The sequence below is a fragment of the Pseudoflavitalea rhizosphaerae genome (assembly GCF_003991355.1).
GTDB classification, from domain to species: Bacteria; Bacteroidota; Bacteroidia; order Chitinophagales; family Chitinophagaceae; genus Pseudobacter; species Pseudobacter rhizosphaerae.
The window spans coordinates 1-24,321 of sequence record NZ_RCSU01000019.1 but is presented as its reverse complement, the minus strand read 5'-3'; the positions used below and the strand labels follow the sequence as shown (position 1 = coordinate 24,321).

Genomic DNA, 24,321 nt, shown 5'->3' with positions numbered 1-24,321 from the left:
GCTCCAATTGAAGCAGGAATTTTTTTACACTTTTTATTCATTACAGAAGCTTATCCAACAGAACCCTCAATTCAGGATCTGAAGGCCTCAGCGCATTACCGGAAACAATTTTTCCTTTCGGATCTATCAGGATAAATCTCGGAATAGCGGCAATATTGAATTTCTTTACGAACTCCGATTCAAAATCTTTATCAGCTATCACCTGAATGCCTCCCAGGTTGTGTTCGCGAACATATTTCTCCCATTTTCCTTTATCCGATTGCCTATCCACTGAAAGGCTGACAAAGCTGATGTTCTTATCGTGGTAATCTTTTTCCACTTTCTGAAGGAAGGGGATCTCTGCTTTGCAGGGGCCGCACCAGGTTGCCCAAACATCGATGTAAACATATTTACCACGAAGGTCTTTCAGCGCTACTTTCCTGTTGTTTACATTTACATAATTAAAGTCCGGAGCTGTGGCATTGGAGGCCATCATTTTATTGTTCTCATGGATCTGCTTCAATTCATTTTTTGCATTGCTATTGGTCACCATTGCCATGAAAGTTTGATAGGCCTCATCGCGGGCAGTCTCACTCTTCACCAGCTTCATCACCAGGCCGGTCAGGTTATAGCTGAGATATTCTTTGATGAAGGGTTCAGTGATCTCCTTCTGAACCACGCGGAGCTTTACCAGGTTCTGGCCTTCGTAGCCAAGCGTTGTATCAGCCTTGTATTTAGACATTCGCAGCTTTGAAATATATTCTTCCACCCATTGACGATAAGAACCTGAACGCTTGAACAAAGCCACTTCATCCGGGTTACCTCCTTCCATTACTTTTTCGTCCAGTTTTGTTCTTTCTTCTGGCGACAGTTTTTTCAGGTATACTTTTTTGAAGGCAGAATCAATGGCTTTCCCGAAATCAGGCGCTCCTTTTTTGGCTACCAGCACCTTTTCTACATTCACCATGCCAACTGAATCCATTCCATAATACAGGATATAATGTTTGAGTACATTGCGTGTATAATAATCCAGGTCTTTTGACTTCAATTCTTTCACGGTTGCATCCTGTTCTGCATCGATGGAAGTTTGGATATCCTTCTTAAATACCTCCAGTTTTCCCAGGAATTCATCCGGTTCAATTACATAGGCAGCAAACAAATATTCTTTGCCGTTCATAGGAATATACTTCGCCAATGTTTCTTCTTTGTTATCAAGGAGATCATTGGTAAGTCCGTAGGGATTCTTTTGTGCAAAGAGACTGCCATTCGCCAGGAGCAGTAAGGCGATCAGAGATTGTTTCATGTTATACTTTTTTACTTGTGATTCAATTCCATATTGGGGTTGAACATTTGCACCCGCACAGGAATCTCGAATGTATAATTAGGGCTATGGGGAGCCAGCGTGGCTTCCACCTGGTTATTGTCTTTATTGATCCTTTTCACTTCAGGCATTCGTCCTTCACGGTCGAGCCTCTTCATGTCGAACCATCTGAGTCCGCTGAATGCCAGCTCCCGCCTGCGTTCTGCAAAAACTTTAGTCAGTGCATCTTCACCGGAAGCAGCAGTCTGATCAACGTAATCGGTAGTTTTGATGCGCTTTTTCCTGAGCATGTTCACGATATCCATCGCTTCGTTGGGATGATTGTTCCTCGCCAGCAGTTCCGCTTTTGCCAGGTACATTTCAGGAAATCCGATACCAAAGCTGTACCTGCCAGGTAAGGAAGCCCGTCCAAGTCCATCATTATTGGTAACGGTCAGGAAACTATACCGGATATCCGAGCTGTTGAAATAACTCTTGAGATCATCGGAATAGATCATGAATATGGGAGAACCGGAAACGGAAGCACGCTGCCATAGCACTTCAGGATTGAGATCGTAAACTGGCATCTGTGTATCATCTGTATAGGAGTTATAATCCAGAATTGTGTGAGGCGCTTCCAGCGCTTTATCCGTGTAAATGGCGGCATTGGGAAAATCGCCCATATACAGATAGATGCGACTAAGTAATCCGGCAGCAGAGTATTTCGTTACCCGATACCTGTTCACATTGGAAGTGGGCAATACCTCAATTGCTGCTTTCACATCGGCAATGATAGCGTCCAGCGTGGCTTTCAGGCTGGAACGTGCAGGAATATCATCTGTTACGTCGATACTTGTTACCATCGGCATACCGGGATCTGTAGCCGCAGCAGCAGGATCATAGGATTTGGCGAAGACGGTTAACAGTTCCAGGTAATTGTTGGCGCGGATAACTTTTGCCTCGGCTACCACTTTATCTTTTTCTTCTTTTGTTCCATCCGGAACAGACGGTACTCCTTTGATGATCACATTGGCATCGTAGATGCAACGATAGACCGGCCCCCAGATATCGGGACTTCCCTTCTCATTGATGGTAAGCATCGGTCTCCAATAATAACCATTGGCTGTGGGTGATTGATTCACCGCATCGATCTTATTGAAAACATCATCAGCAAAATCGAGCAGGTTGATAGGAAAGGTCTGCACCATGGTGGGAGAATTCAGCATTCCTTCATAGTCTGCCAGTTTCTCGGGGATTACCAGTCCCTTGGGCTTTACATCCAGGTATTTATCGCATGCAGTAAGGGATACCGCCACAAAAAGTATAATTATGAAAAGATTATTCTTCATGTAATTCGTTTTAGAAAGCAGTGGAAATGGTAATGCTGTAAAATGGCTGTGTTTCCAGCATGCGCGTGCCGGATACGCGGTCGATAGCATCAGGATCAATATCGTTACCGCTGAATGTGTAACGGAAAAGATTTTGCGCCTGGAGTCGCACCTGCGGATTATTCAATCCCAGGTTTTTAAAGAATTCGCCCCTGGCATTGTAAGTAACAATGAGATCTCTCAGTCTGATATAATCTGCTTTGCGAACAAACTGTGATGCATATTCGTAGCCATACAAAGCATAGGATTGATAATACCCGGGTGCAGTACTGCTGGCCCTAACATAACCGGGGATATTGGTGAATTTCTCATCTCCTGATTTTCGCCAGAAATTGGAAGAACCTGCCAGCGGATTATTGGCGAAGAAGCCGATATTATTGGGATTGGGTTGCTCCACCCTCATTACGTGACCACCATAATACATGAACAGGAAGGATACATCGAAGGCGCCGATGCTGAACTGGTTATTGAGACCCAGTACATATTTCGGTGTGGTGGTACCGTTATAGACCAGGTCATCCTTGGTTACATCCACTTGTGCATTTCCATAAAAAGCAAGGATTTTCTGATTGCCTTTGCTATCGTATACGAATGGCTGGCCCATGGAGTTCAGGCCACCGTAATTGTAGCTGTACAGCGCATTCATGGGGAGTCCTTTTACAAACAGGGCGCCGCTGGTGATCAGTTGAGAGTTGGCGTACTCAGTAGCTTTTACAGCCAGCACTTTGTTATTATTGAAAGAGCTGGTCACCTGTAATCTCCATTCAAATCCTCTTTTCTTAACCAGTTGACTGCTGATCAGGAATTCAAGACCACTGTTACGGATAGACGCAGTATTGGCATTATACTGATTGAAACCGGAAGTAGGGTCAGCATCGAGATTACCGAAAACATCGGTGCTTTTCTTTATGTAATAATCCACAGAGCCGGAGATCCTGTTACTCCATAATGTATAGTCGATACCGAAATTGTAGTTCTGGGTGGTTTCCCAGCGCAGCGATTGATTTTCGGGAGTGAGCACATCATTATATGCAAGCGGTGTGTTCAGCACAGTATTCAAGCCTGTTGAGAGGATCAGGAAAGCGCCATTGTTGCTGCTGGGTACATTCCCGTTAAAGCCAGTAGCTGCACGCACCTGCAGGTTCTTTGCCCAGTTCCAGTCTTTCGCAAATTCCTCTTCGCTCAATCGCCAGTTTACCCCGGCCGACCAAAGTGGTTTGTATTTGTATTTCGGATCCACGCCAAAAAGGTTCGACTGATCGATACGGAAACTACCGGTCAGTACATATTTGCCACGATAGATATAAGTTCCCTGTCCGTAGTACGACATAAACCTGTTATCGATTTCCTTTTCGTTGAAATAATCTGTGCTTCTGAACCGGGGGATGGAAAAGCCCAGTTCGTCATACGGAGAAGTGGTTGTAGCATTCAGTGCAGACATATTGATGGGCTTGCTGATAAGCGTTTGTCCATCATACCCGAAGAAAGATGTCTTATAAGATTCAGTGAGTGTTTGTTTCCTTTCCATGCCGAGTATACCGGAGATATCGTGGTCACCGAACCTTTGGTTGAGGTTGAACTGCAAACGTGCAGTGTAGTTGGTTACGCGCTGATTGGTCTTCATCAGGATATTCCCCCTGGGCATATTGTTGAAGAGGGCCTTGCCGGTTGCGGGATCTTTCTGCGCCATGGCAGAGATCAGTGTGCGTGTATTGTAAGCGTCTTCTGTTTGCATTTGGTCCAGAATGGTGCTCTGGTTTTCATAATTGCCACCCAGGTCCATATTCAGCCAGTTGGCGAACTTCACATTGAACCTGCCCTGGAAGCGGGCTGCAGAACCCTTGTTGGTGTTGGTGTTTCCATACAGTTCCTTGTAGGGATAATACCACTGGTCGTACAGGCCGGCGGCTAACAGTGCATCATTCTTGTCTTTGGTAATGGCGCGGGATATATAGTCGCGACCAGGGTCCAGTGAAACTGCCACTGCTTTTCCATTTTCATCCGTGAGTCGTTCATAAGGGAAGAAATCGGAATACCCTGGTGTTTTGCCGCTCAAATCTTTAAGGTGCAGATAGGTCCCCCTGAAATCGAATCTCAACCAATCCGTGAATTTGAAAGTATTGGCGAGGTTGAGGATGATCTGTTTATTCTCAGACCTTCGATTCACGGGCGTTTCTGCGATATAGTTCACACCCATCATGTACGTACTCCTGTCTGTGCCGCCACTTACATCCACATTAAGGTTGGTGGTTTGGCGATTCTGATAAAAAAGCCTTTCATAGTCTTTGAGATTATCATAGGAACCGAGAGCGGCCAGTTTCTGATTCGCCTGTTCTTCGGAAAGAAGTGGATTGGATACAGACAATTGGGTTTTACCGAACATGATCTCTTCCACCGGGTTCATTTTGTAATAGCCCCAGTCGTAGAGCAGGAAAGAAGTCTTTGCTATATCGAAATTTTCTTTTTGCAGTTGAACGAACTCGCTGGCAGGAGCATATTTCAGGTAGCTGAAATCCGGCTTTTGCTGAAACGCCTGTGTAGCACGAACATTGAAGACCGGCTTGCCGGATTTTCCACGGCGCGTTTCCACTACTATAACGCCATTGGACGCGCGAACACCATAAATGGAGGCGGCGGCGGCATCGCGCAGCACACTAACCGATACGATATCCAGCGGATTGATAGTTCGCAGATCGATCTCCGTAGGAAATCCATCCAGCACGATCAATGGTTTTTTCACCGCATCGAAAGTGGAAACTCCCCTGATGGTGAGCTCGCCGGTTTGCCCGTTATACACCAGGCCCGGCACTTTACCTTCCAGACTTTCCAGGAAGTTTCCGGTTACGGCTGTCCGTTGCTGGTATTCTTTTTCAGACATCACTGATGCAGCGCCTGTCATCTGGTAGGTGGGGATCTTCTGGTATCCTGTACTCAGCGACACTTCCACCACAGACAACTGGCTGTCTGTCCTCGACAGGCTCACCGTCATCCTGCCTGCAACATATTGCGCAGGAGTTACAATCACCGTCCTGGGATCATGACCAATAAAAGAGATATGCAACACATCTCCCGATTTTACATTCAGGCTCACCGTACCTTCTGCGTCGGTTACCCCTGACAGTTTGTTGTTCCTGACGGATACAGTAGCGCCGGCCAATGGATTCCCGGTAGAATCTGTGATGCGGATCTTTATCGGAGCCTGCGTCTCTTCATCCTGGCTGATCAGTATGGGAGTGTATCCTTTGGAAGCCGGTACAGGCTTTCGGGACAGTACGATGGTTTTTCCCTGAATGCTATATTCGATAGGTTGATTTTTCAGGATGGCGCCAAGGAATTCCTGCAATGGCATATCATGTGCACTAATGGAAACCGGTTTGGCTGAAGAAATGACCTGCTCATTATACAGCACAGCAAATCCGGTTTGTTTCTTAATTACGGTGAAGATCTGTTTCAGGGGGATGTTCTTTGCAGACATCGTGATACTCTGCGCGGGACTTTCAGCATGCACTGAAAGGAAAGCAGCGAAGAGTAAGAAAGTAACCATACGCATAATTCTCAGCATTTGAGCCGATAGCGGGAATGCAAGGCCCCGGGCATTCCAGCCACCCATAGCAGTTTTTTGCATAAATTGTGAACAGTTTTGGTTGTTTAGAATTGGTACTCACACCATTTGGATCAGCCTTAACATTCGCCGGAAGTGTTCGCCCACTTCCGGTTTTCGTTTTAAGCTGCCCGGCTTTTTTCTATTTCTTTATTTTAGTTGATGATTGCTATAAATCCAGAACAAGGTTTAGCAGTTATGGCAGTATGATCAGTTTTCTTCCTTCCATCCTGTAATGCACGTCCAGCTTATCTAAAATGAACATCAGCTTGTTCAATGGAATATCTTTCGACATTTCTCCACCCACATCAACATCAGGAACTCCTTTTTCATAGATCACTTCGATCTCATACCATCTTTCTATCTGGCGCATCGTCTCTTCCAGCTTCAATCCATTAAAATTGAAAAATCCATTTTTCCATGCCATCACTTTTTCCAGGTCCACTACTTTCTCAACTTTGATACCATCGCTTACCTGTGCCTGTTCGCCTGGTTTGATGATCACTGCCTCCGCTCCTTTCCTCACGCGAATTGAACCTTCGAGCAGGGTGGTATTCATACTGTTTTCATTATCGTAGGAATTGATATTGAAATTTGTTCCCAGTACTTCCACATCGGCCTTATTGTTCACGCTCACACGGAAAGGCAATCTGGAATTGCGGGCCACTTCAAAATAAGTTTCGCCTGTTACTTCCACCCTCCTTTCCTTTCCTGTGAAGCGGGTAGGATAGCGAATGGAACTGGCAGCATTCAACCAAACCTGCGTGCCGTCCGGCAATCGCAACTGGAACTGTCTTCCTCTCGGGGTTGACATGGTGTTAAACACTACCTCTTTTCCATTTCCTTCATAGAGCAGGGTCCCATTTACTACTTTAGCCATTGCGCCACCCTGTAAAGCCACTATTCCATTTTTAATAGTATCCAGCAGCACCTGTGAGCCATCTGCAAGGGTTAGCAATGCTCCCTGCCTGCCAGGCAGTACATCTTCCGGTTGCGCATCAGCCACCGTTGTTTCCATTTTTTTATTATCCAGCAGAAAATAAGTTCCCACTCCAGCCAGTATCAGCACAGAAGCAGCAGCAGTCCAAAGCAGGCGGCGGATACTTCCCGTTTTTTTGATTGCTGCGGTCTGAACATCAGTACCATCCTGCGTTTGGGCGAGCACCCGGCTCGCCAGGAACTCCCATTGTTCAGGTTTGTAATCGGTTGCCGGCGGGCTGTTCAGCACAATCCTGTTAAAAGCTGCGGACACCGCTTCACTTTCTTCCTCCTGCAGCAATAATTCCTGCAGCTCGTCGGTTTCCGGCTGCGTCAATGTATCATTGAGATAGCCGGCGACTAAATAGACAATCCTTGAATTCTCCATTGATGTTTTTTTCTGGCAAAGCGTTGTTGATGATGGGCGACAGGTAAGGTGCTGTTATTTCAAGACTGTCCTTTTTGAATTCAGGACTAAAGCCTTCGGAACTTTTTTTAAAAAATAATAGGAAAGGATAAAAAAGTGGATAATCCGTTCTTACGAATATACAGGCGAATATCTTTCAAAGCCTTTACCAGCTGGTTCTTGACAGTACTTTCACTCAGTTGCAGTTTTACAGCAATCTGCGGAAGGGTCAGGTGTTCTTCCCTGCTGAGGATATAAACCTGGCGACAGGCAGGACTGAGCCGCTCAACGGCATCTGTGACCATTCGGGCAGTTTCCTTGAGTGCGATCTGTTCCTCCGGAGTCAGCGGGTCCTGGCCACGCTGCCTGATGGCTTTTTCCATCAGCTTGTTCTGAAGGGCCAGCTTTTGCATGTAAGTGGTAGCTTCGTTGGAAACGACCCTTACAATATATGCTTTGGGATTTTCTACATCTGCCAGTTTCCCGCGGTGTTTCCAGAGACGGAGAAAAACTTCCTGGAGGATCTCCGCCGGATCATGTAAACCGGATACCAGTTTCACCACGAAAGGCAGTAGCATTTTGTTATAGGTATGAAATAATACGCGGAATGCATCTTCGTCCCCAAGCGCAATGCGCCTGAACAATTCCCGGTCCTGGTATAGCTGGTCAGTAGTCAATGAGAGTAAACCTATTTACCTGTGTCAGCTACAATATTAAATAAAAATGATGACCGGTGGTTTTGTTGCCGCCAAATATCGCCATACCTGGAGCCAGAAAAAAATTAAAAACTTCTACTCCAATGATTGTTTACGATATCCCGCAGGACTTTGATGGGTGTGCTTCCTGAAATAATTACTGAAATGAGAGGATTCCAGGAAACCGAGGCGGCTGGCAACTTCTTTGATGCTGACCTGTTTGTTTTGCAGCATAGCTTTAGCTTCTGCAATAGTTTTATCTGCAATCCAGGCGCTGACAGACTTCCCCGTTTTGCTGCTGATAACGCTGCTGAGGTAGTTTGCATGCAGGTACTGTTTATTGGCATAATCCTGCACTCTTAGCTGGGTATCAGTCTTTCCACATGCCAGATCCCTGAAATGCTGTTCCAGGTCCTGCTTGAAAGTCCTTACGATCTGTGAGCTTCGATTACCTTCATGAATAGGATTGTAATCCTGGAAGAAATATTCTTTGATCTTAAAAAGAAGAGACACCATCATGCTGCCGATCATCCTGTTCCTGTAAGGCGAATGGGAAGAATATTCCCGGTGAATGATCCGGTAAAGTTCTTCGATGGCCATGAACTGTTCGGGCTGCAATACACGCGGCTCAACAGTTTCTGTAAGCAGAAAAGAGAAATCGTTATATATATCAGAATGCACCTGCTCCTTGAGGAATGCTTCGGTGAAAACGATCAGACAGGTATCATTGAGTTGATGCCATTCAAAACTTCGGAGGTTCCCGGGGTTGGTGAAGTAAACTGTACGGGGCTGCATATTGAAATGGAGGTCATCGATAGTATATTTCCCAAATGCTTCTTTGATGAAAAGAAAGCTGAAGAAATCAGGACGATAACGTACAGAGATAAGCGGAAGATTCTTCATGATCTCCTGCAGGTAAAGGATCGAGAACCCGTCCCGGGAATCGATCTGATCATGAGACAGTCCCATGAGATCGTACAATTCATTCAAATCTTTTACAACAAGTGTATTGGAAGACATGCATCTAATTTAGACAATTCCTATAAAAGAAGAATGGCTGCCCGGAGTGCAGGCAACCATTCTTCTTTTATAGGAATTGTCTATGCCATGGCTCCATTGATACCGATGGTTTGTCCACTTATCCATTTTGCTTCATCACCTGCCAGGAAGACCACCACTTTGGCAATATCATCCGGCTCACCGATGCGGTTGAAAGCATTGAGTGAAGCGAGACGACTGATCAGTTCTTCGGACTTCCCTTGTGTGAAGAGTTCCGTATTCACTGGTCCGGGCAGCACGGCATTCACGGTAATGCCACGCGCTCCCATCTCTTTCGCAAACACCCGGGTCATTTGTTCAACGGCGCCTTTGGTGGCCACATAAGTTCCATAACCTGGCAACATCAGGCGCGTGGTACTGCTGGAGAAATTAATGATGGTACCTTTATCGGCCAGTTTAGCAGCGGCTTCCCGGAGGGTATTGAAAGTTCCGCGGACATTTACATCGAACTGTTTCGTGAACTCTTCATCAGTAGTATCTTTCAACAGTTTGGTGATCATGATACCGGCATTGTTCACCAGTATATCGATCTTTCCATAATGCGCAATCGCTTCATCAAAGAGTCTGCTTACTTCAGCAGACTTGCTCACATCCGCCTGCAATGCGATGGCATCGCCTCCGGCAGCTTTGATCTCCTCCACCGTCTTAGCGGCTTCCGCCTTTCCGCCGGCATAATTGACTACCAGTTTAGCGCCTGCCTTTGCCAGTTCTTTCGCCACCGCTGCGCCAATGCCGCGGGATGCACCGGTTACCAGGACTACTTTGCTATTCAGTGTGCTCATGATCTTGTTTGATTTGATAAAACAAAGTTGCGAATAAGCAGATAAACGCAGATACAAGAATTACAGGAAGAGTTGTAAAAATCCCTGTTTGGGGAGAAAAGTGTAAAAAAAGAAACCGGGATTCCGCTCATGGAATCCCGGTTCAGTATTCAGGAAAAATTCTGATCTATTTACCCCAGACCGTTAACACTGCTTTGCGGCGGGACTTATTTTTAGTATCGTACCAGAATGTGATCTTATCTATCCGGCGGCGGTTACCATTAAGGTCAATCACCCTTGATGCACTGCCGCGGCGGAAGCTGCTGCGAAGGTCAACCTCCTGCTTGCCGCCATTTTCAAAGTAGATAGTGGCGCGGTACATATTGAGTGAACCGCCATTCACTGCAATGCGGATTTGCCTGTAAACATCGTGGCCTGAGATTGTCATTACATCACGGTCCATCCTGTAGTTCACTCTTTTTTCGCCCAGCACTTCCCATTTTGCCGGTGGCTCTGCAGAAGCCGTTTTGGAAGAGGAACATCCTGCAACAAATATCATTATCATGGTCAGCGCGGAGAGGAAGTATTGCTTATTCATAAAATCAATTTTATATTCTGACCGCTGACTGTAAAAAAGGTTTACCGATTTTTTTCAGTTCATGGTTTGTTAAGAAAACTTTCAGAATTTGATTAATAACAAAGGCCCGTGGAATTAACCACAGGCCTTTTAATCTGCATCAAAGGTTACCACTTATTTTACCCAGAGCTGCCAGTTATTATCGAACTTGTACCATTTGCCATCAGAACCTTCCCATTTCCATTCAGGTACTTCACTCCAGGTGTTGCCATCTGTGCTCCATACAAGTTTTCCTTCATGGATCTTCAGCCATTTGCCGTCTTTGTCGGCCCAGGCGCCATCACCAACCGCTTCCCATTTTTTTCCATCAGTACTCCACCAGAGGCCGGCTTTCTTATCCAGTTTATACCAATAGGTTTTACCATCTTTCATTCCGGGCCAGGTCCCTGTTTTGGATTTCATCCAATCACCCTTGGAACTGATGGTAGCTGGCAATGTTTTATAGCTGCTGCTGATCAGCGCAACTGGCAGGCAAAGCGCCAGTATCAAGATTGACTTTTTCATTTTTTCTGTATTTAAAGTTTTTTGTTTAGGCAATGAAAGGATCAACAATTGCGAGTACTGCATCCTTTGTGAGCGGTTCATCGAATGCTTCGGATGCAGCAGCCACTGAAATTCCTGTATTGCCGATGTTCACTATGTTAACCCCTGCCTGCGTGGTAAGGTCTTCTCCATTATAACTGGCTTGTACAGCTGCGCCGATGCCACCGGTATCTTTGCCCGTGATCCAGGGCTTGATAGTGGTATCACTCAGCAGCGCCCTTCGCATACTTCTGATATGTGCAGCATGGCGTGCTTCCGCCGAATGTATCTGCAAAGCAGCTGTAAGAACATCATTGTTCTCCATCAGTTCACCTGCCTGTCCTTTATAAGCACGTACACCGGTGTCTTCAAAAGTTTGCGCTACTGCCAGGAAAAGCGCGTAATTAGTGAACACATCTTTGAAAGGGCCGTTATTACTACCATTGCCTGCTGAGAAATCGAAAGTTGGTTTGGCAACAGGTGTTGCTCCCAGTTGCGTGATCACGGATTTCAGCAATGTCACATGCGCATTTTCGTGATCGCGAATAGTTGTGATGGCTGCTAATGGAGGCCCTGCGGGGATCGGAGCAGTTGCCACCCCACTGGTATAAAATTCTGCTTCAAGGTATTCCAGCGTGAGTGCATATTGAAGAACCCCCACAACGCTGGCGGTATCCCGACCATAAGCTTTTTTGAACAGGCTGCCCAGGGCCAGCGGCAATGCTGTAAGCGCCAGAGCGCGGCCCGTTCGGGCAAACTGTTGCATGGTCTTCCTCCTGGTATCAACCCTTTCATATATTTCCGGGTCTACTTTTTCTATTTTGCTGAATATATCAAAGAAGTTCATGGCATTACATTTAAGAGGTGGGTAGATTGGATGCGTTGATCTTTGTTTTGAGGAATGCTGAAGCAGTGCTTAAAACTTCGGCAGGAGGTTTGGCAAGATCAAGGCCCTGCGCATCCACCACAGTATTATCAGCAAAACTTCCGTTGCTCAGCAAATCCCGGATGTATCCTGCATGACGCGCTTCAACTGAAACGATCTTACCGGCCAGTTCGAGATAAGCTTTTGTAGTAATGAGCTTGCCGGCGCCATTGTATGCAGCTACTCCAAGGTCTTCAAAAGCTTTTGCAGTATTCAGCACACTTGTCCGGCTTGCAAAGTCCACTTTTGAAAAATCCACCTGCAGTGATCCGATAGCATTGTTGGCGAGGGCAGCTTTGAAGAATTCGCGGTGCGCTACTTCATGATCACGAATGTCTGTCAGCAGCGCCAGCTCCGAAGCTGTAATGCCTGTGTACTGCGATGCAATCACCTGGGTGTAGAATGCTGCTTCCAGCTGCTCTAACGCATAGGCATAGTTGAGAATACCGATATCGCCACTGCCGAGATTCACTCCACTGCTATCATCATCATCGTCCTTGTTGCAAGACGTCATTAAAGCAGAAGCGCCTGCAACAGAAGCTGCGAGCCCCATATAAGTCAGGAATTTCCTTCTGCCCAGCTGTTGGGGCAATATGACCCCCTCACTGCCTTTTTCAGGCAGTTGCCATTTTTCTTTTTGCATGATTACATTTTAGCAGGTTAACAATAGAATTGTGGTAAACCCTTTGAAGGCAGATTGGAACAAATGGTAACTAAAATAGGTACGCGTGGTAAGTGAATAAAGTTTTAGAGCCTGAAGATTTTTCGATTATTATTTTTCAACTGTTCACTTTTCCAAAAACGAACATCTGATCAAGTGTAGGACCTATGCTTCCCCCCGAAGGCTCAAGCGTTACAGCATAGGCCTGCGCGTGAGCTACTGAAGGGAACTTGCAATAAGGTATGCAATCACTCAACAAACCTGCATTTACCGGCTTTCCATTCACGATGGCCCAAAGCTGGTATTGTTTCCCTGCGGGTGCAGTGGGGAGAGAATTACTCACCAGCAACAACTGTTTGCCGGTATTATCCATTAGTAAGGTAGATTGAAAACTTCCTTTCCCGGTAACAGCATCCATTACAATCCTGGATGAACCGGATCCTGTTACTCTATTCAGATCATCTCCAAAGCTGATCAGCTTTGCCTGGACCAGGTTGTTTTTTACAAGAAGACCCTTATGTTCTTCCTGTAATGCCATTACGTTCTCCCTTTCTGTACGATACTTAAAATAGAGTACCATATTTAATATTACACTGGAGGTCAGCAGGATCAATGAAGCCGCAATCCAATATCTGTTCAACGGCCTGCCAGTTCGGATCTCTGCTGTGCGGGCACTCTTCCTTAGCTCTTCATGGATAGTGGCAAATATTTGTTCTTTCACTTTTGCAGGAACAGGTGTTGATGAAGGCGTAGATACGCCGTGCAACCATTCTTCTGCATGATGAATAGCATTTTCTACTTCGGGGTAAATGCGGCGCAACCGGTCCAGCTCCTGTTTTTCTTCATCACCAGCTATGCCTAACAGGTAGCTTTCTATGATGCCGCTTTGTATGTATGCATGAATGTCCACTCTTTTATCTGATCTGTTTTTTTAATTGCAGGATAGCTGTGCGCATCCTGGTTTTGACTGTGCCCAATGGCAACTTCAATATTTCAGCGATCTCTTCCTGGGTATAACCCTGGAAATAGGACAACTCTATCAGCACCTTGTACTCAGCTTTCAGCGATTGTATCAGTCTTCTCAAACCCGCGTCTTCAGCAGGATGTGGCGATTTGTCCGGCAGGAACGTATATTCATTTACGGAGAAATGCTGCTTTTTGGTTTGCCATTCTTTTCTTCTTGTAACATCGATAGCAGCATTACGGGCAATATTGAACATCCAGGTGAACAACCGTCCCTTGGTTGCATCATATTGTTCAATCTGTTTCCATATCTTGATAAAAACTTCCTGCAGAACATCGCCTGCGGATTCTTCATCCTGTAAAATATCCATGATAACCCCGTTCAGCGCTGCCGAATAATGATCGTATAAATAACCAAAAGCCTTACCAATACGCATTTTGAGTGCATCCACGAGCTCCTGCTCGGAATATGTATATGCCTCTTTCAATCGTAGGTTGATAACATTTGCGCTTCATATACGCCTCACAGAGGAAGAAAGATTTATTTTACAGATAAAATCTGCCGGATTTTACGATTTAACTTTTCAACTGCGTGCCTCATGCTGTATTTTCGGTAATACTTTATCATAAATCAACTTATTCTATGCCCCGCAATATTTTTTTGATTACTGCATTGCTCCTTCTTCAATTTGCTGCTTCTGCACAAGTGAAAGAACCGGCCATCTCCAATACAGAATGGACCAAACCTTATCCAGCCTTTCGTATCGCAGGTAATCTCTATTATGTGGGAACTTATGATCTCGCCTGTTACCTGATCACCACCAGCAAAGGACATATCCTCATCAATACAGGAACAGCAGCCTCACTGCCGTTGATCAGGTCTGGTGTGGAGAAACTGGGATTCAAGATGAAAGATATCAGGATACTGCTCACTAACCAGGCACACTATGATCATACTGGCGCAATGGCTGCCATCAAAAAACTAACCGGCGCAAAATTGCTGGTGAATGCAAAGGATTCAGGCGTGATGGCTGATGGAGGACGTTCGGATTATGAGCTGGGTAAACTGGGAACCAGTTTTGCTCCTGTTGTTCCGGACAGTGTGCTGCACGACAGGGACAGTATCCGCCTCGGGGAAACCAAACTGGTTATGCTGCATCATCCCGGTCATACAAAAGGATCTGCCAGTTATCTTTTGGATGTAAAAGACGAAAACAGAACATACCGCGTACTGATCGCCAATTTACCCACCATTATTTCTGACAGGAATTTCAGTGAGATACACAGCTATCCTCGCATAGCTTCGGACTTTGCCTATACACTCAAAAAAATGAAACAATTGAATTTCGATATCTGGCTCGCTGCCCATACCAGTCAATTCGATTTGCACACCAAACGCAGTCCTGGCGCAGCATACAACCCTGCCGCCTTTGAAGATCGAAAAGGATATGACGCTGCATTGAAAGAGCTGCAGGATGCATATGATAAGAAGGTAAAGAACAATTAAGGATATACCCGCTGCCATCTGCCGGGATAATACACCACAATTCCATCTTTGTCGAGATCCAGTACAGCAGCATACTCTCCGTCTATATTTTCATATTTATAGAAACGATCATCGATATTGGTATAACTCTGTTGCATAGGGTAGAACTCTCCTTCCGGGAGTTTGAAATACAGCACTGTTATTTCCCTTGTGGCGCCCCTGGGCATTTCCAGTCTCCTGACAGGTAATGTATTGGTGAAGGGGGTCAGTGATACATCGATGTCTGTACAATCTTTCAATGTGATGAATGCTTTTCCATTTTTATCGAACCAACCCTCCGGCTTCTTTTCAAAGAAGAGCTCAACGGTTTCAATACTCTTCACCATTACGAAAACGGATTGCACCTCCCACTGCAGGTTCAGATGCAGGATATAAGAAGCATAGTACGGCATTCCCTCTTCTTCGCCGGTGATATGTCCGCGTACTATGATGCTTTCACCCTGTACCAGTTCCAGATATTCCGTGGTGTTATTGTTACATCCCCTCCAGACAACAGTTTTCTTTTTCATAGGCCCTTGTTTCAGATAGTACAGCTGGCATAAATATTATGCCTGTATTCGCAAAGGCCAGAAAGATGTTACCATTCGATCAAAAAATATTATCTGCCATAGGAAAGGAATTGCTGAAAAGGGAAGAAACCATCGCAGTAGCAGAAAGCGTTACCACGGGCCTGGTCCAGCATGCCATCGGCTCAATCAAGAACTCGATGCAGTTCTACCAGGGAGGTATCACCGTATACAATATTCCGCAGAAGTTCCGTCACCTGGGCGTTGAGCCCATTGCTGCGGATAAATGCAATGCTGTTTCAGGTATAGTAGCATCGCAAATGGCCCAGGGTGTGTCTGAACTTTTCGGCAGTAATTGGGGTATCGGCATTACAGGTTACGCTTCGCCTGTACCGGAATCGGAAAACCGTCTGTTTGCTTATTTCTCAATTTCATTCAGGAAAAAGATACTGGCGGAAAAAATACTGCATCACCGGAAGAAAATCAGTCCTGTGGCCGATGTTCAACTGGCTTATGTGAATTCAGTTCTGGAAGAATTACATAAATTTTTATCCTCCCAACTATTTTTGGAAAATGTAAAATGAACTATTTTTAGCTCATAACTATCCTCTATGCCTGTTGGGAAAAGGTTGATTCTATTGGTGGATGACGATCCCGATGATATTGAGCTGCTGGATGAGGCCTTCTCATTCTACCAGCCTGCACCCGAAATAATCACAGCACAATCAGGCCGGCAGGCACTGCATATACTGATGAACGGACCCGCAGGTCCGCTCCCTGATATCATTATCCTCGATTATAATATGCCGGACATGACCGGAGCGGAAGTGCTGGCCACCCTGCGTAATGTGGAAAGGTTTAACCATATTCTCAAAGTGATCTGGAGCACATCCAACGCAACGCATTATGAAAAGATCTGCAAAGAGAACGGAGCTACCCATTTTTTCAAGAAGCCAGACAGGATGGAAGAACTTCAGGCGCTGGCAGGCAAACTGCTCTCCCTCTGAAGCTGCTGGCACAAATTTTTAAGCATAACTGTTGCCCTGTAAAACACATCGGCACACACGATTTGCCAACCAATAATGCCCGGGAATGAAGAAGACTGTTCAGGTTATGGACAATTCCATTCAGCTGATGGAAGATAGCGAACGAAGGTTTAGGGCGCTTGTGAACGCCACTTCTGACGTAATATACAGAATGAACCCCGACTGGACCATCATGCATGAACTGGATGGCAGAGGTTTTCTTTCCGATAGCGGCCAGCCGATCAACGACTGGCTCACAAGGTATATCCATCCGGAAGACCAGCATCTGATACAATCCGCGATCCACAATGCTATCCTTCATAAGAAAGTATTCCAGTTGGAACACCGCGTGGTAAAATCCGATGGAACTCCCGGTTGGACCCTAACCCGCGCTGCTCCCGTTTTCAATGATCAGCATGAGATCATCGAATGGTTTGGCACTGCATCAGACATTACTGCCCGGAAAGAAGTGGAAGAAGAACTAAGGATAACCAGAGAGGAATTGATGGCCAGCAAGAGATTACATGAAGCCATTGCAGGCAGCACGCCAGATCTCATCTATGTTTTCGATCTCGATTACCGGTTCATTTATGCCAATAAAGCCCTGCTGGATATGTGGGGCAAAACCTGGGAAGAATCCATGGGCAAATACCTGATAGAGCTGGGTTATGAGCCCTGGCATGCAGAAATGCATGAACGGGAAATAGACCAGGTGAAAGCCACCAAACGACCTGTCCGCGGAGAAGTATCCTTTCCACATGCCACACTCGGCAGACGCATCTATGATTACATTTTTGCACCAGTACTGGACGAACAAGGCGAAGTGACAGCAGTGGCCGGCACTACTCGTGATATTTCCGATCTTAAACTGGCCGAAGACGCACTCAAACAAAGTGAGGATAAATTCCGAAGTCTTACACAATCACTGCCCCAACTGATCTGGACAGCCAGACCAGACGGCTTCTGCGATTTTTTCAATCACCAATGGTATAATTATACTGGTGGCTCAGCACTGGATTCTGCCGGTGATGGATGGACGAAATACATCCATCCCTCTCATGTTAAACCAGTGTTTGAAAAATGGCAGGAAGCGATCCAAACCGGGCATTCTGTAAAAATAGAATTCCAGCTCAGGGCCAGAGACGGCAGCTTCAACTGGTTCTATGTTGTAGGTAATCCTATTAAAGATGAGTCCGGCACTATCCATAAATGGGTTGGCGCCCTCACCAATATTGAAGAAAGGAAAATAGTGGAAGAAAACCTTGAACAACTGGTGAAAGAAAGAACGCATGAGCTGCAACGCTCCAATGACGATCTCCTCCAGTTTGCCCATGTTGCTTCCCACGACCTGAAAGAACCAGTGAGAAAAGTAAAGATCTTTACCAATCGCCTGGAGAAGGAATTTGGACAACAAATACCAGAAACGGCATTCCTTTATCTTAACAAGATCTACGGCGCAACAGACAGGATGAACAATATGATCGAAGGTGTATTGAATTATTCCACTGTAACCAATCTGGAACAGGCTTACAGTGAAGTGAACCTGCATGAGATCCTGCTCAATATCGAAACAGACCTGGAAGTATTGATCCAGCAGAAAGGTGCGAGTATCCGGTATTCGTCGTTTCCCGGATTCGAAGGGGCGCCACTGCTGATCTACCAATTGTTCTATAACCTGATCAACAACTCCCTGAAATTTGCCCGGAAAGAAGTTCCGCCGGTAATTCTCATCAACAGCCTCCTTCACCAGGAATCAGAAAAACCACAACTGGAGATCACACTTACTGATAATGGTATTGGTTTTTCACAAGAACACGCAGACAGGATCTTCAATACATTCACCCGCCTCCATGCCAGGGACCAGTATGAAGGAACAGGCCTTGGACTGGCTCTCTGTAAGAAGATTGTGGAGAGACATAATGGCACTATCACCGCCACCGGTGAAGAAGGGAAAGGCTCCTCCTTTATCGTCACCATTCCCATCAAACGGTTCTAGTTTTTCATCTTTCTACATTAAAATATGAAAAAAGATACAGGTACGGTAATGCCTGTATTTTTCATTGCCCCTATCTTTGGCCCCTCAAAATGAAAAATTACATGAACTTGAAGAAAGCCTCTCTCATCGCTCTCACAGGCTTTGCTGCGATTGCCTCCTACGCCCAGGACAATCTGGTGAACTCGCTCAATGCGAATGCCAGTGCAAAAGCCAAAGAAAAATTTGTATTCACTCCCGTGATCTCCCTCAACTGCACAGATGTGAAGAACCAGGGCAGCAGCGGTACCTGCTGGAGCTATTCAGGAAACTCCTTCCTGGAATCTGAAATGATCCGTACCGGACGTCAACCGGTAGACATCGCTGAGATCTATACCGCACGCTGCGTTTACATCGAAAAAGCAAAGAACTATGTTCGTATGCATGGCGCTGTTAGCTGGGGCGATGGTGGCGCTCTCCACGATGTTACCAATATCTACGCCAAGTATGGCGCACTCCCACAGGAACTGTACACCGGCCTGAACTATGGTACGGATAAAAATAAATTCGCCGAGATGCAGGACCTCCTGAAAGGAATGCTGGACGGCGTTATCAAGAATAGCAATGGACAGCTCACACCCAACTGGCTGCCCGCTTTCACTGCCGTGCTGGATACATACCTCGGAAAAGTTCCTGAAACTTTCAACTACAAAGGCAAAAACTATACCCCGCAATCCTTCGCCAAAGAAGTGATCGGCCTCAATGCCAATGATTATATCGAGCTGTCTTCCCTCACTACCGCTCCCTTCTACACACAAACATTCCTGCCAGTTCCCGATAACTGGAGCTTCAGCTACGTGTATAATGTAACACATACTGATCTCACCGATATTATCGACAATGCCCTGAAAGCAGGATACTCTGTAGGCTGGGCCACAGACGTGAGCGAAAAATATTTCAGCTGGAAGAATGGCGTTGCCTATGTTCCCGAAAAACCTTTCGAAAAAATGACGCCCGCCGAACAGGCTGATCTCTTCAACGGTCCCAAAAATGAAATGGCCATCACTGCCGAGCTCCGTCAAAAAGCATTCGACAACTACGAAACACAGGACGACCACGGCATGCAGATCGTTGGTATTTCCAAAGATCAGAACGGCAGGGAATATTATGTGGTGAAGAACTCCTGGGGTCTGTCTAACGACTACAAAGGGTTCCTCTACGTAACCAAGAACTACGTTCAATACAAGTCAACTGCCATCATGGTGCACAAAAACGCTGTACCGAAAGGCATTGCACAAAAACTGAAATTGTAGAAAACTGATTTCAAATAATGGAGCTGACCCAAAAGCTACCTTCTTAGAATTTCGGGGAGCCCACTCGCTCGCCTCCCGGCGAGTGAGCTTTATTCAGTCGCCTCTGGCAACTCAGTGTTCGCCGGAGGCGAACAAATACAAGACACTCGCCGGGAGGCGAGCGACTGCCAGCTCTCTGACCTTTTTAGTCAGCCCCATCATTTGAAGCTTTTACTTTTATCCAAAGATCTGATTCAGTAGTCCAGCCAGATGCACTCCGCCTTTCAGCAACTGATCATTGAGGGTTTTTACATGATCGAAATTGTATCGGTAGGAAAGTTTCTGATCAGACGATGTGATCTCTGCGTAGAGCTGTTGTGCAATATTATAGGAATCGATGATCCAGCGGCTGGTGGACTCTGCCTGCCAGGCTTTGCGTTGTTCTTTCGTAGTATGATTGATCGCCTTTACATATTCGGTATAGCTGAGTTGCTGGAAATCGATCAGCTTCTCGTCCCAGATAACATGTAGATTGGTAGGACTATTGAACCATTGCACGCGGATACGATTGCCACCCAGGTCCTCAAATCTTCCCACATGCATGGGTTGATGCACATCTCCTACGAGATGGATCAACAGGCGGAGGTACATGAGTTTCTTATCGACAGGAAGTTCCCTGTCTTTTAATTGTTCGGTAAGCCAGCCGATCTTAGTATACGCATTTACGGTAGTATCCTGTTTCAGGCGAAGTTCGATTGCGGCTTCGGTAAGCCCTTCACGAAGGTTGATATAATGCCAGGGGCTGAGGTAATTGAAACTGGTATCGGACTTGATGAAATCGGGCCAGTTACTGGTCATGGCCATGGATTCATTGCCGAGAATCCGCTGGATCTGCTTGCGTGCTTTGTTGGTCAGGTAAGAATTTGCGATCTCTGCCACGATCCTGTGCCCCAGTACGCCCCAGGCCATGGAATGCAGGGGAAAATAGAACAATATCGCTGCCAGCAATAGTTTTCTCATTGTTTTCATACAAGATGATTTGCCCGGCCAAAATACAGCAATTGCGCTGATTTTGCATCCGTCAATCCACTATAAACTGGCTATGTGGCGGGAAATGCAGGTAATTGTCCCAATCTATGGAAAATATTTTACTCAACTTATCCGTGAGATCAGCGATGGTATTGGTTTTAGCGAGATAAAGATTGGCGCCGCTGCGATAGGCTTCCTCTATTATCTTTTTGGAAATTTCCGAAGTGTACATGATCACAGGCATCTTATCATACTCCCGGTTCTTGCGGATCTCTACAATGCAGGCAATGCCGTCCTTACAGGGCATATGAATATCCAGGAAAAGAATATAAGGCAGTTTGTCTTTCAGCATGATGAACAACACATCTCCATTCTCAGCATGTCTGAGCAGATATGGGAATTCCAGTCCCTTTAAACCGAGATCGAAGATCTCAACATCATCGGAATCATCTTCTGCCAGCATTATATCCCGTTGTAGAGCCAAAGCACCCATATGGACTAATTTAGATTGCTAAGATAGGATTTAAGGGGGTCTTATTGACTTTTAATGACAGTTATTCGGAGGGCTTGCCTAATGCAACAGATAATAAAGTTGCGTAATTATCTCCCCGACCGCTGTATAATTCTGTTAAAAGTTGCGCCTTGTCTGCCTGGTTCCGGTTTTGTGCCACAATTCAGGTATCAAATTCAAGAATCATGAACAATGGATCTGACAAGAAAAAGAAAGCTCCCGGCCAGCCCAATAAAAAGCGTAAAATAGAATTGCCGGGGGCAACACCACAACCTCCCAAAAAAAAGGTTGAAAAAAAGAAAGCTGTCCCCCGAAAAAAAAATTGAAGAGGTTGGAATAAGATCACCATTTCATCCGCTTCCGGATATACTTTGTCAATTCTGCTGCAATCAGTGCGTGCTCTTCCAGATCAGGATGCCAGTCGCAACCCTTGTTGTATATTTTCGAAAAGAAATAATGAGAGACCTTTTGATCTCCCTGCAACTGCATGGCAGTGGTGATCTTTCGCAGATAATTGCGTTGCATATTATTGAGCTTCGCATCAGCCATCGGGCTGGTAAGACAGATCAGTTCAGCCGAAGGATAATACGCACGCAATGTTTGCAGGAAACTGATATACCGGGAACAAAATTCCGTTGAATCCTGTACGCCATCATTCTGGCCCAGGCAAACGGTTACAACATCAGGCTGGTACCTGTTGAAATTCCACGCAATCGTATCCCTGTGCAGGCTGATCTTATCAAAGACCTGCGGCATAGTAATTTTCAGTCCACAGCAACTGTGCATCAGGCCAATTCCTGAAACGGCAGTCAGTTGCCATTGCGATTGCAATGCTCTCGCTGTTATGGCAGCATATCCCAGGTAAGCATTGTGCTGGTCTTCCCATTTTCCCTTACCACATGGGATAACCGAAGCATCACTGCCCGCACTGCAGGTGATGGAATTGCCGATGAATTCTATCTTCCTGACCGGAAGCGGATCCGGAGCCAGCAAGGCTTCACAGGCAATGCCCGCAATTACGCAGTAACCGATATTTGACTCTGTGGCTTTGCAGAATAGAAAACGGTGTGTATTTTTTTTCTTTTTTGCTTTCAGCAAAACGGTATCGGAGGCAGATTTGAGTTTCAGCCGGACCGGCGGCTCATCATCCATCACGATCGTAATATAATTATGGTTGGAACCCCAGAGCAGTTCATCTTTCACCAGGAGCAATGCTGAATCTCCTTTGAACTTACCGGTGCAATACACACCAGGCGCCCAGAAACGGGGAAGCTGAGGATTGGAGAAATCGATACGGCCAACAAAATGCAGGTTCGGATCAGCAGCGCTATACCATTTGAGCTGTGCGCGGGCATCACAGAAGATGAACAGCAAAAAAAATGCAGCCATTATTTTTGTCATCGGGGCAATCGGGTTTGATTCTATCCGATAAAAATAATGGCTGCAGTCTTACCAGGCTGGCACTATATTATCTAATGCTGATCTTTATTTTCAGTTGACTTTCCTGTTACCAGTTCCACCAGCCTGTTCAGCACGGGTTGCTGATTGTTCTTGTATATGAGATATTGCTGCTCTCCTTTTCCTTCTGCAAAGCTGGATTTGCCGTCAGCCTCGATTGTGATCTTTCCTTTGGGAGAAAGATCGAACCAGGCTTTTTCAGGTTCAACGGCATACAATACTGAGGTGAGGTCCCAGGTCTGACGCTCATAAGGCATGGTATCATAAGTAATGTAAGACATCACCAATGGATTGGCATGACCGCCCCCGAAATCGTTCTGGATACTCTTAGCCGGGTAACGGAACTTGTCGCCTATCTCGAAACCACTTGCCACAACCGGTACCGGACATTGCGCAAATAATATTTTCGCTGCTTCCAGGTCTTGTACAATATTCCATTCAGGGAAATTGAATTCATTGGTGTAAACGCCTCCCATTACAGACACCAGTTTCACTTTTTGTTTTACGAGGCCTACTCCATTCAACTGGCTGTGTTCATCAGCTCCGGATTGCAGGAGTCGCGCGATATTGGTTTCAGGCCCTACCACCACCAGCACCACGGAATGATCAGGCTCTTTGGCCAGTAACTGGCGGATCAGTTTGTATCCTTCCGGCAGACTATCGGCTATGCTTCGCTGTGGGAACAAAAGCTTCTTACCATCGATGGTAGTATCCAGCGTGGCAGGCACATAGCGGCGCGGCTCGGGGTTCACGCCATTGTACGCATATCCGAGAGGGATATCGGCATGGCCGTGTAATCGGCAGTATCCATCGATATAATCGATCACCCGGGGATATGATTTGCTGATGGTGATACCGAGCAATTTCACTTTTTGCCTTTTCTCGTAATCGAACAACATTTGCAGGGCAAGAACATCATCGATATCATTACCGATATCGGTATCGAAGATCACGGATACGGGTACTGGTTTTTCCTCTTTGGGATTGTTGTTACAACTCACAAAAAGGAATGCTGCAAATGCGAAACAGGAGATTATTTTCATAAAACAATTTTTGAATTGATCAGCGTGTGGGCAGTCGCTCGCCTCCCGGCGAGTGACTTTTGTT

General features: G+C 45.9%; 23 protein-coding genes. 5 read left to right on the top strand and 18 right to left on the bottom strand.

Annotated features, from left to right (window positions below; translation table 11 throughout):
• Window positions 1-40: 40 nt before the first annotated feature.
• The 13 genes from D9Y29_RS24165 to D9Y29_RS24105 all read right to left on the bottom strand — a co-directional run bounded on the left by D9Y29_RS24165 (window position 41) and on the right by D9Y29_RS24105 (window position 14,363).
• Window positions 41-1,282 carry a TlpA family protein disulfide reductase gene (locus tag D9Y29_RS24165; protein WP_206513866.1) on the bottom strand — a complete coding sequence of 414 codons (1,242 nt, stop codon included), beginning with the start codon at window positions 1,280-1,282 and terminating at the stop codon, window positions 41-43.
• 11 nt (window positions 1,283-1,293) lie between these two features.
• Window positions 1,294-2,628, bottom strand: a complete 1,335-nt coding sequence (locus D9Y29_RS24160) for a RagB/SusD family nutrient uptake outer membrane protein (RefSeq protein WP_164735534.1) — start codon at window positions 2,626-2,628, stop codon at window positions 1,294-1,296.
• A 10-nt stretch (window positions 2,629-2,638) separates the two neighbouring features.
• Window positions 2,639-6,292 carry a SusC/RagA family TonB-linked outer membrane protein gene (locus tag D9Y29_RS24155; RefSeq protein ID WP_127132817.1) on the bottom strand — a complete coding sequence of 1,218 codons (3,654 nt, stop codon included), beginning with the start codon at window positions 6,290-6,292 and terminating at the stop codon, window positions 2,639-2,641.
• A gap of 172 nt (window positions 6,293-6,464) precedes the next feature.
• Window positions 6,465-7,634 carry a FecR family protein gene (locus D9Y29_RS24150; RefSeq protein ID WP_127132816.1) on the bottom strand — a complete coding sequence of 390 codons (1,170 nt, stop codon included), beginning with the start codon at window positions 7,632-7,634 and terminating at the stop codon, window positions 6,465-6,467.
• Window positions 7,635-7,741: 107 nt separating this feature from the next.
• Window positions 7,742-8,329, bottom strand: a complete 588-nt coding sequence (locus tag D9Y29_RS24145; RefSeq protein WP_127132815.1) for an RNA polymerase sigma factor — start codon at window positions 8,327-8,329, stop codon at window positions 7,742-7,744.
• Window positions 8,330-8,443: 114 nt separating this feature from the next.
• A complete protein-coding gene (locus tag D9Y29_RS24140; RefSeq protein ID WP_127132814.1) occupies window positions 8,444-9,367 on the bottom strand; it encodes a helix-turn-helix domain-containing protein in 924 nt (307 codons plus the stop codon).
• A gap of 80 nt (window positions 9,368-9,447) precedes the next feature.
• Complete coding sequence (locus D9Y29_RS24135) at window positions 9,448-10,188, bottom strand: SDR family oxidoreductase (protein WP_127132813.1); 741 nt, start codon at window positions 10,186-10,188, stop codon at window positions 9,448-9,450.
• A 166-nt stretch (window positions 10,189-10,354) separates the two neighbouring features.
• Window positions 10,355-10,765: a YaaI family protein gene (locus D9Y29_RS24130; RefSeq protein ID WP_127132812.1), complete on the bottom strand. Its 411-nt coding sequence runs from the start codon at window positions 10,763-10,765 to the stop codon at window positions 10,355-10,357.
• Window positions 10,766-10,918: 153 nt separating this feature from the next.
• Entirely contained in the window at window positions 10,919-11,308 is a 390-nt protein-coding gene (locus D9Y29_RS24125; RefSeq protein ID WP_127132811.1) for a hypothetical protein, read from the bottom strand.
• Between the two features lie 25 nt (window positions 11,309-11,333).
• Window positions 11,334-12,173 carry a ferritin-like domain-containing protein gene (locus D9Y29_RS24120; RefSeq protein ID WP_127132810.1) on the bottom strand — a complete coding sequence of 280 codons (840 nt, stop codon included), beginning with the start codon at window positions 12,171-12,173 and terminating at the stop codon, window positions 11,334-11,336.
• Window positions 12,174-12,183: 10 nt separating this feature from the next.
• Window positions 12,184-12,894, bottom strand: coding sequence for a ferritin-like domain-containing protein (locus tag D9Y29_RS24115; protein WP_127132809.1), 711 nt, complete (start codon window positions 12,892-12,894; stop codon window positions 12,184-12,186).
• A 136-nt stretch (window positions 12,895-13,030) separates the two neighbouring features.
• Complete coding sequence (locus D9Y29_RS24110) at window positions 13,031-13,822, bottom strand: anti-sigma factor (RefSeq protein WP_127132808.1); 792 nt, start codon at window positions 13,820-13,822, stop codon at window positions 13,031-13,033.
• Window positions 13,823-13,826: 4 nt separating this feature from the next.
• On the bottom strand, window positions 13,827-14,363 hold the full coding sequence (locus D9Y29_RS24105; RefSeq protein ID WP_241238033.1) for an RNA polymerase sigma factor: 537 nt from the start codon (window positions 14,361-14,363) through the stop codon (window positions 13,827-13,829).
• Between the two features lie 155 nt (window positions 14,364-14,518).
• On the opposite strand from D9Y29_RS24105, the gene bla reads away from it, so the two are divergent.
• Window positions 14,519-15,382 carry a subclass B3 metallo-beta-lactamase gene (gene bla / locus D9Y29_RS24100; protein ID WP_127132807.1) on the top strand — a complete coding sequence of 288 codons (864 nt, stop codon included), beginning with the start codon at window positions 14,519-14,521 and terminating at the stop codon, window positions 15,380-15,382.
• Here the strand turns inward: bla and D9Y29_RS24095 are convergent.
• The gene (locus tag D9Y29_RS24095; RefSeq protein ID WP_127132806.1) at window positions 15,379-15,930 is read right to left on the bottom strand and encodes a putative glycolipid-binding domain-containing protein; all 552 of its coding nucleotides are present in this window, start codon (window positions 15,928-15,930) and stop codon (window positions 15,379-15,381) included. The genes bla and D9Y29_RS24095 overlap by 4 nt on opposite strands.
• A 38-nt stretch (window positions 15,931-15,968) precedes the next feature.
• Between D9Y29_RS24095 and D9Y29_RS24090 the strand changes: the two genes are divergently transcribed.
• The 4 genes from D9Y29_RS24090 (at window position 15,969) to D9Y29_RS24075 (ending at window position 20,237) form a co-directional block, all read left to right on the top strand.
• Window positions 15,969-16,511 carry a CinA family protein gene (locus D9Y29_RS24090; RefSeq protein ID WP_127132805.1) on the top strand — a complete coding sequence of 181 codons (543 nt, stop codon included), beginning with the start codon at window positions 15,969-15,971 and terminating at the stop codon, window positions 16,509-16,511.
• 27 nt (window positions 16,512-16,538) lie between these two features.
• Window positions 16,539-16,934, top strand: a complete 396-nt coding sequence (locus tag D9Y29_RS24085; protein WP_127132804.1) for a response regulator — start codon at window positions 16,539-16,541, stop codon at window positions 16,932-16,934.
• A gap of 85 nt (window positions 16,935-17,019) precedes the next feature.
• On the top strand, window positions 17,020-18,948 hold the full coding sequence (locus tag D9Y29_RS24080; RefSeq protein WP_127132803.1) for a PAS domain-containing sensor histidine kinase: 1,929 nt from the start codon (window positions 17,020-17,022) through the stop codon (window positions 18,946-18,948).
• 101 nt (window positions 18,949-19,049) lie between these two features.
• The gene (locus D9Y29_RS24075) at window positions 19,050-20,237 is read left to right on the top strand and encodes a C1 family peptidase (RefSeq protein ID WP_127132802.1); all 1,188 of its coding nucleotides are present in this window, start codon (window positions 19,050-19,052) and stop codon (window positions 20,235-20,237) included.
• Window positions 20,238-20,453: 216 nt separating this feature from the next.
• Here D9Y29_RS24075 and D9Y29_RS24070 read toward each other — a convergent pair whose 3' ends face one another.
• The 4 genes from D9Y29_RS24070 to D9Y29_RS24055 form a co-directional block, all read right to left on the bottom strand.
• Window positions 20,454-21,245 (bottom strand): S1/P1 nuclease, encoded by a 792-nt coding sequence (locus tag D9Y29_RS24070; protein ID WP_127132801.1) that lies wholly within the window; start codon window positions 21,243-21,245, stop codon window positions 20,454-20,456.
• A 52-nt stretch (window positions 21,246-21,297) separates the two neighbouring features.
• Complete coding sequence (locus D9Y29_RS24065) at window positions 21,298-21,738, bottom strand: response regulator (protein WP_127132800.1); 441 nt, start codon at window positions 21,736-21,738, stop codon at window positions 21,298-21,300.
• Between the two features lie 360 nt (window positions 21,739-22,098).
• Window positions 22,099-23,145 carry an SGNH/GDSL hydrolase family protein gene (locus D9Y29_RS24060; RefSeq protein ID WP_164735533.1) on the bottom strand — a complete coding sequence of 349 codons (1,047 nt, stop codon included), beginning with the start codon at window positions 23,143-23,145 and terminating at the stop codon, window positions 22,099-22,101.
• 83 nt (window positions 23,146-23,228) lie between these two features.
• Window positions 23,229-24,257, bottom strand: a complete 1,029-nt coding sequence (locus D9Y29_RS24055) for a nucleoside hydrolase (RefSeq protein ID WP_127132798.1) — start codon at window positions 24,255-24,257, stop codon at window positions 23,229-23,231.
• Window positions 24,258-24,321 lie beyond the last annotated feature (64 nt).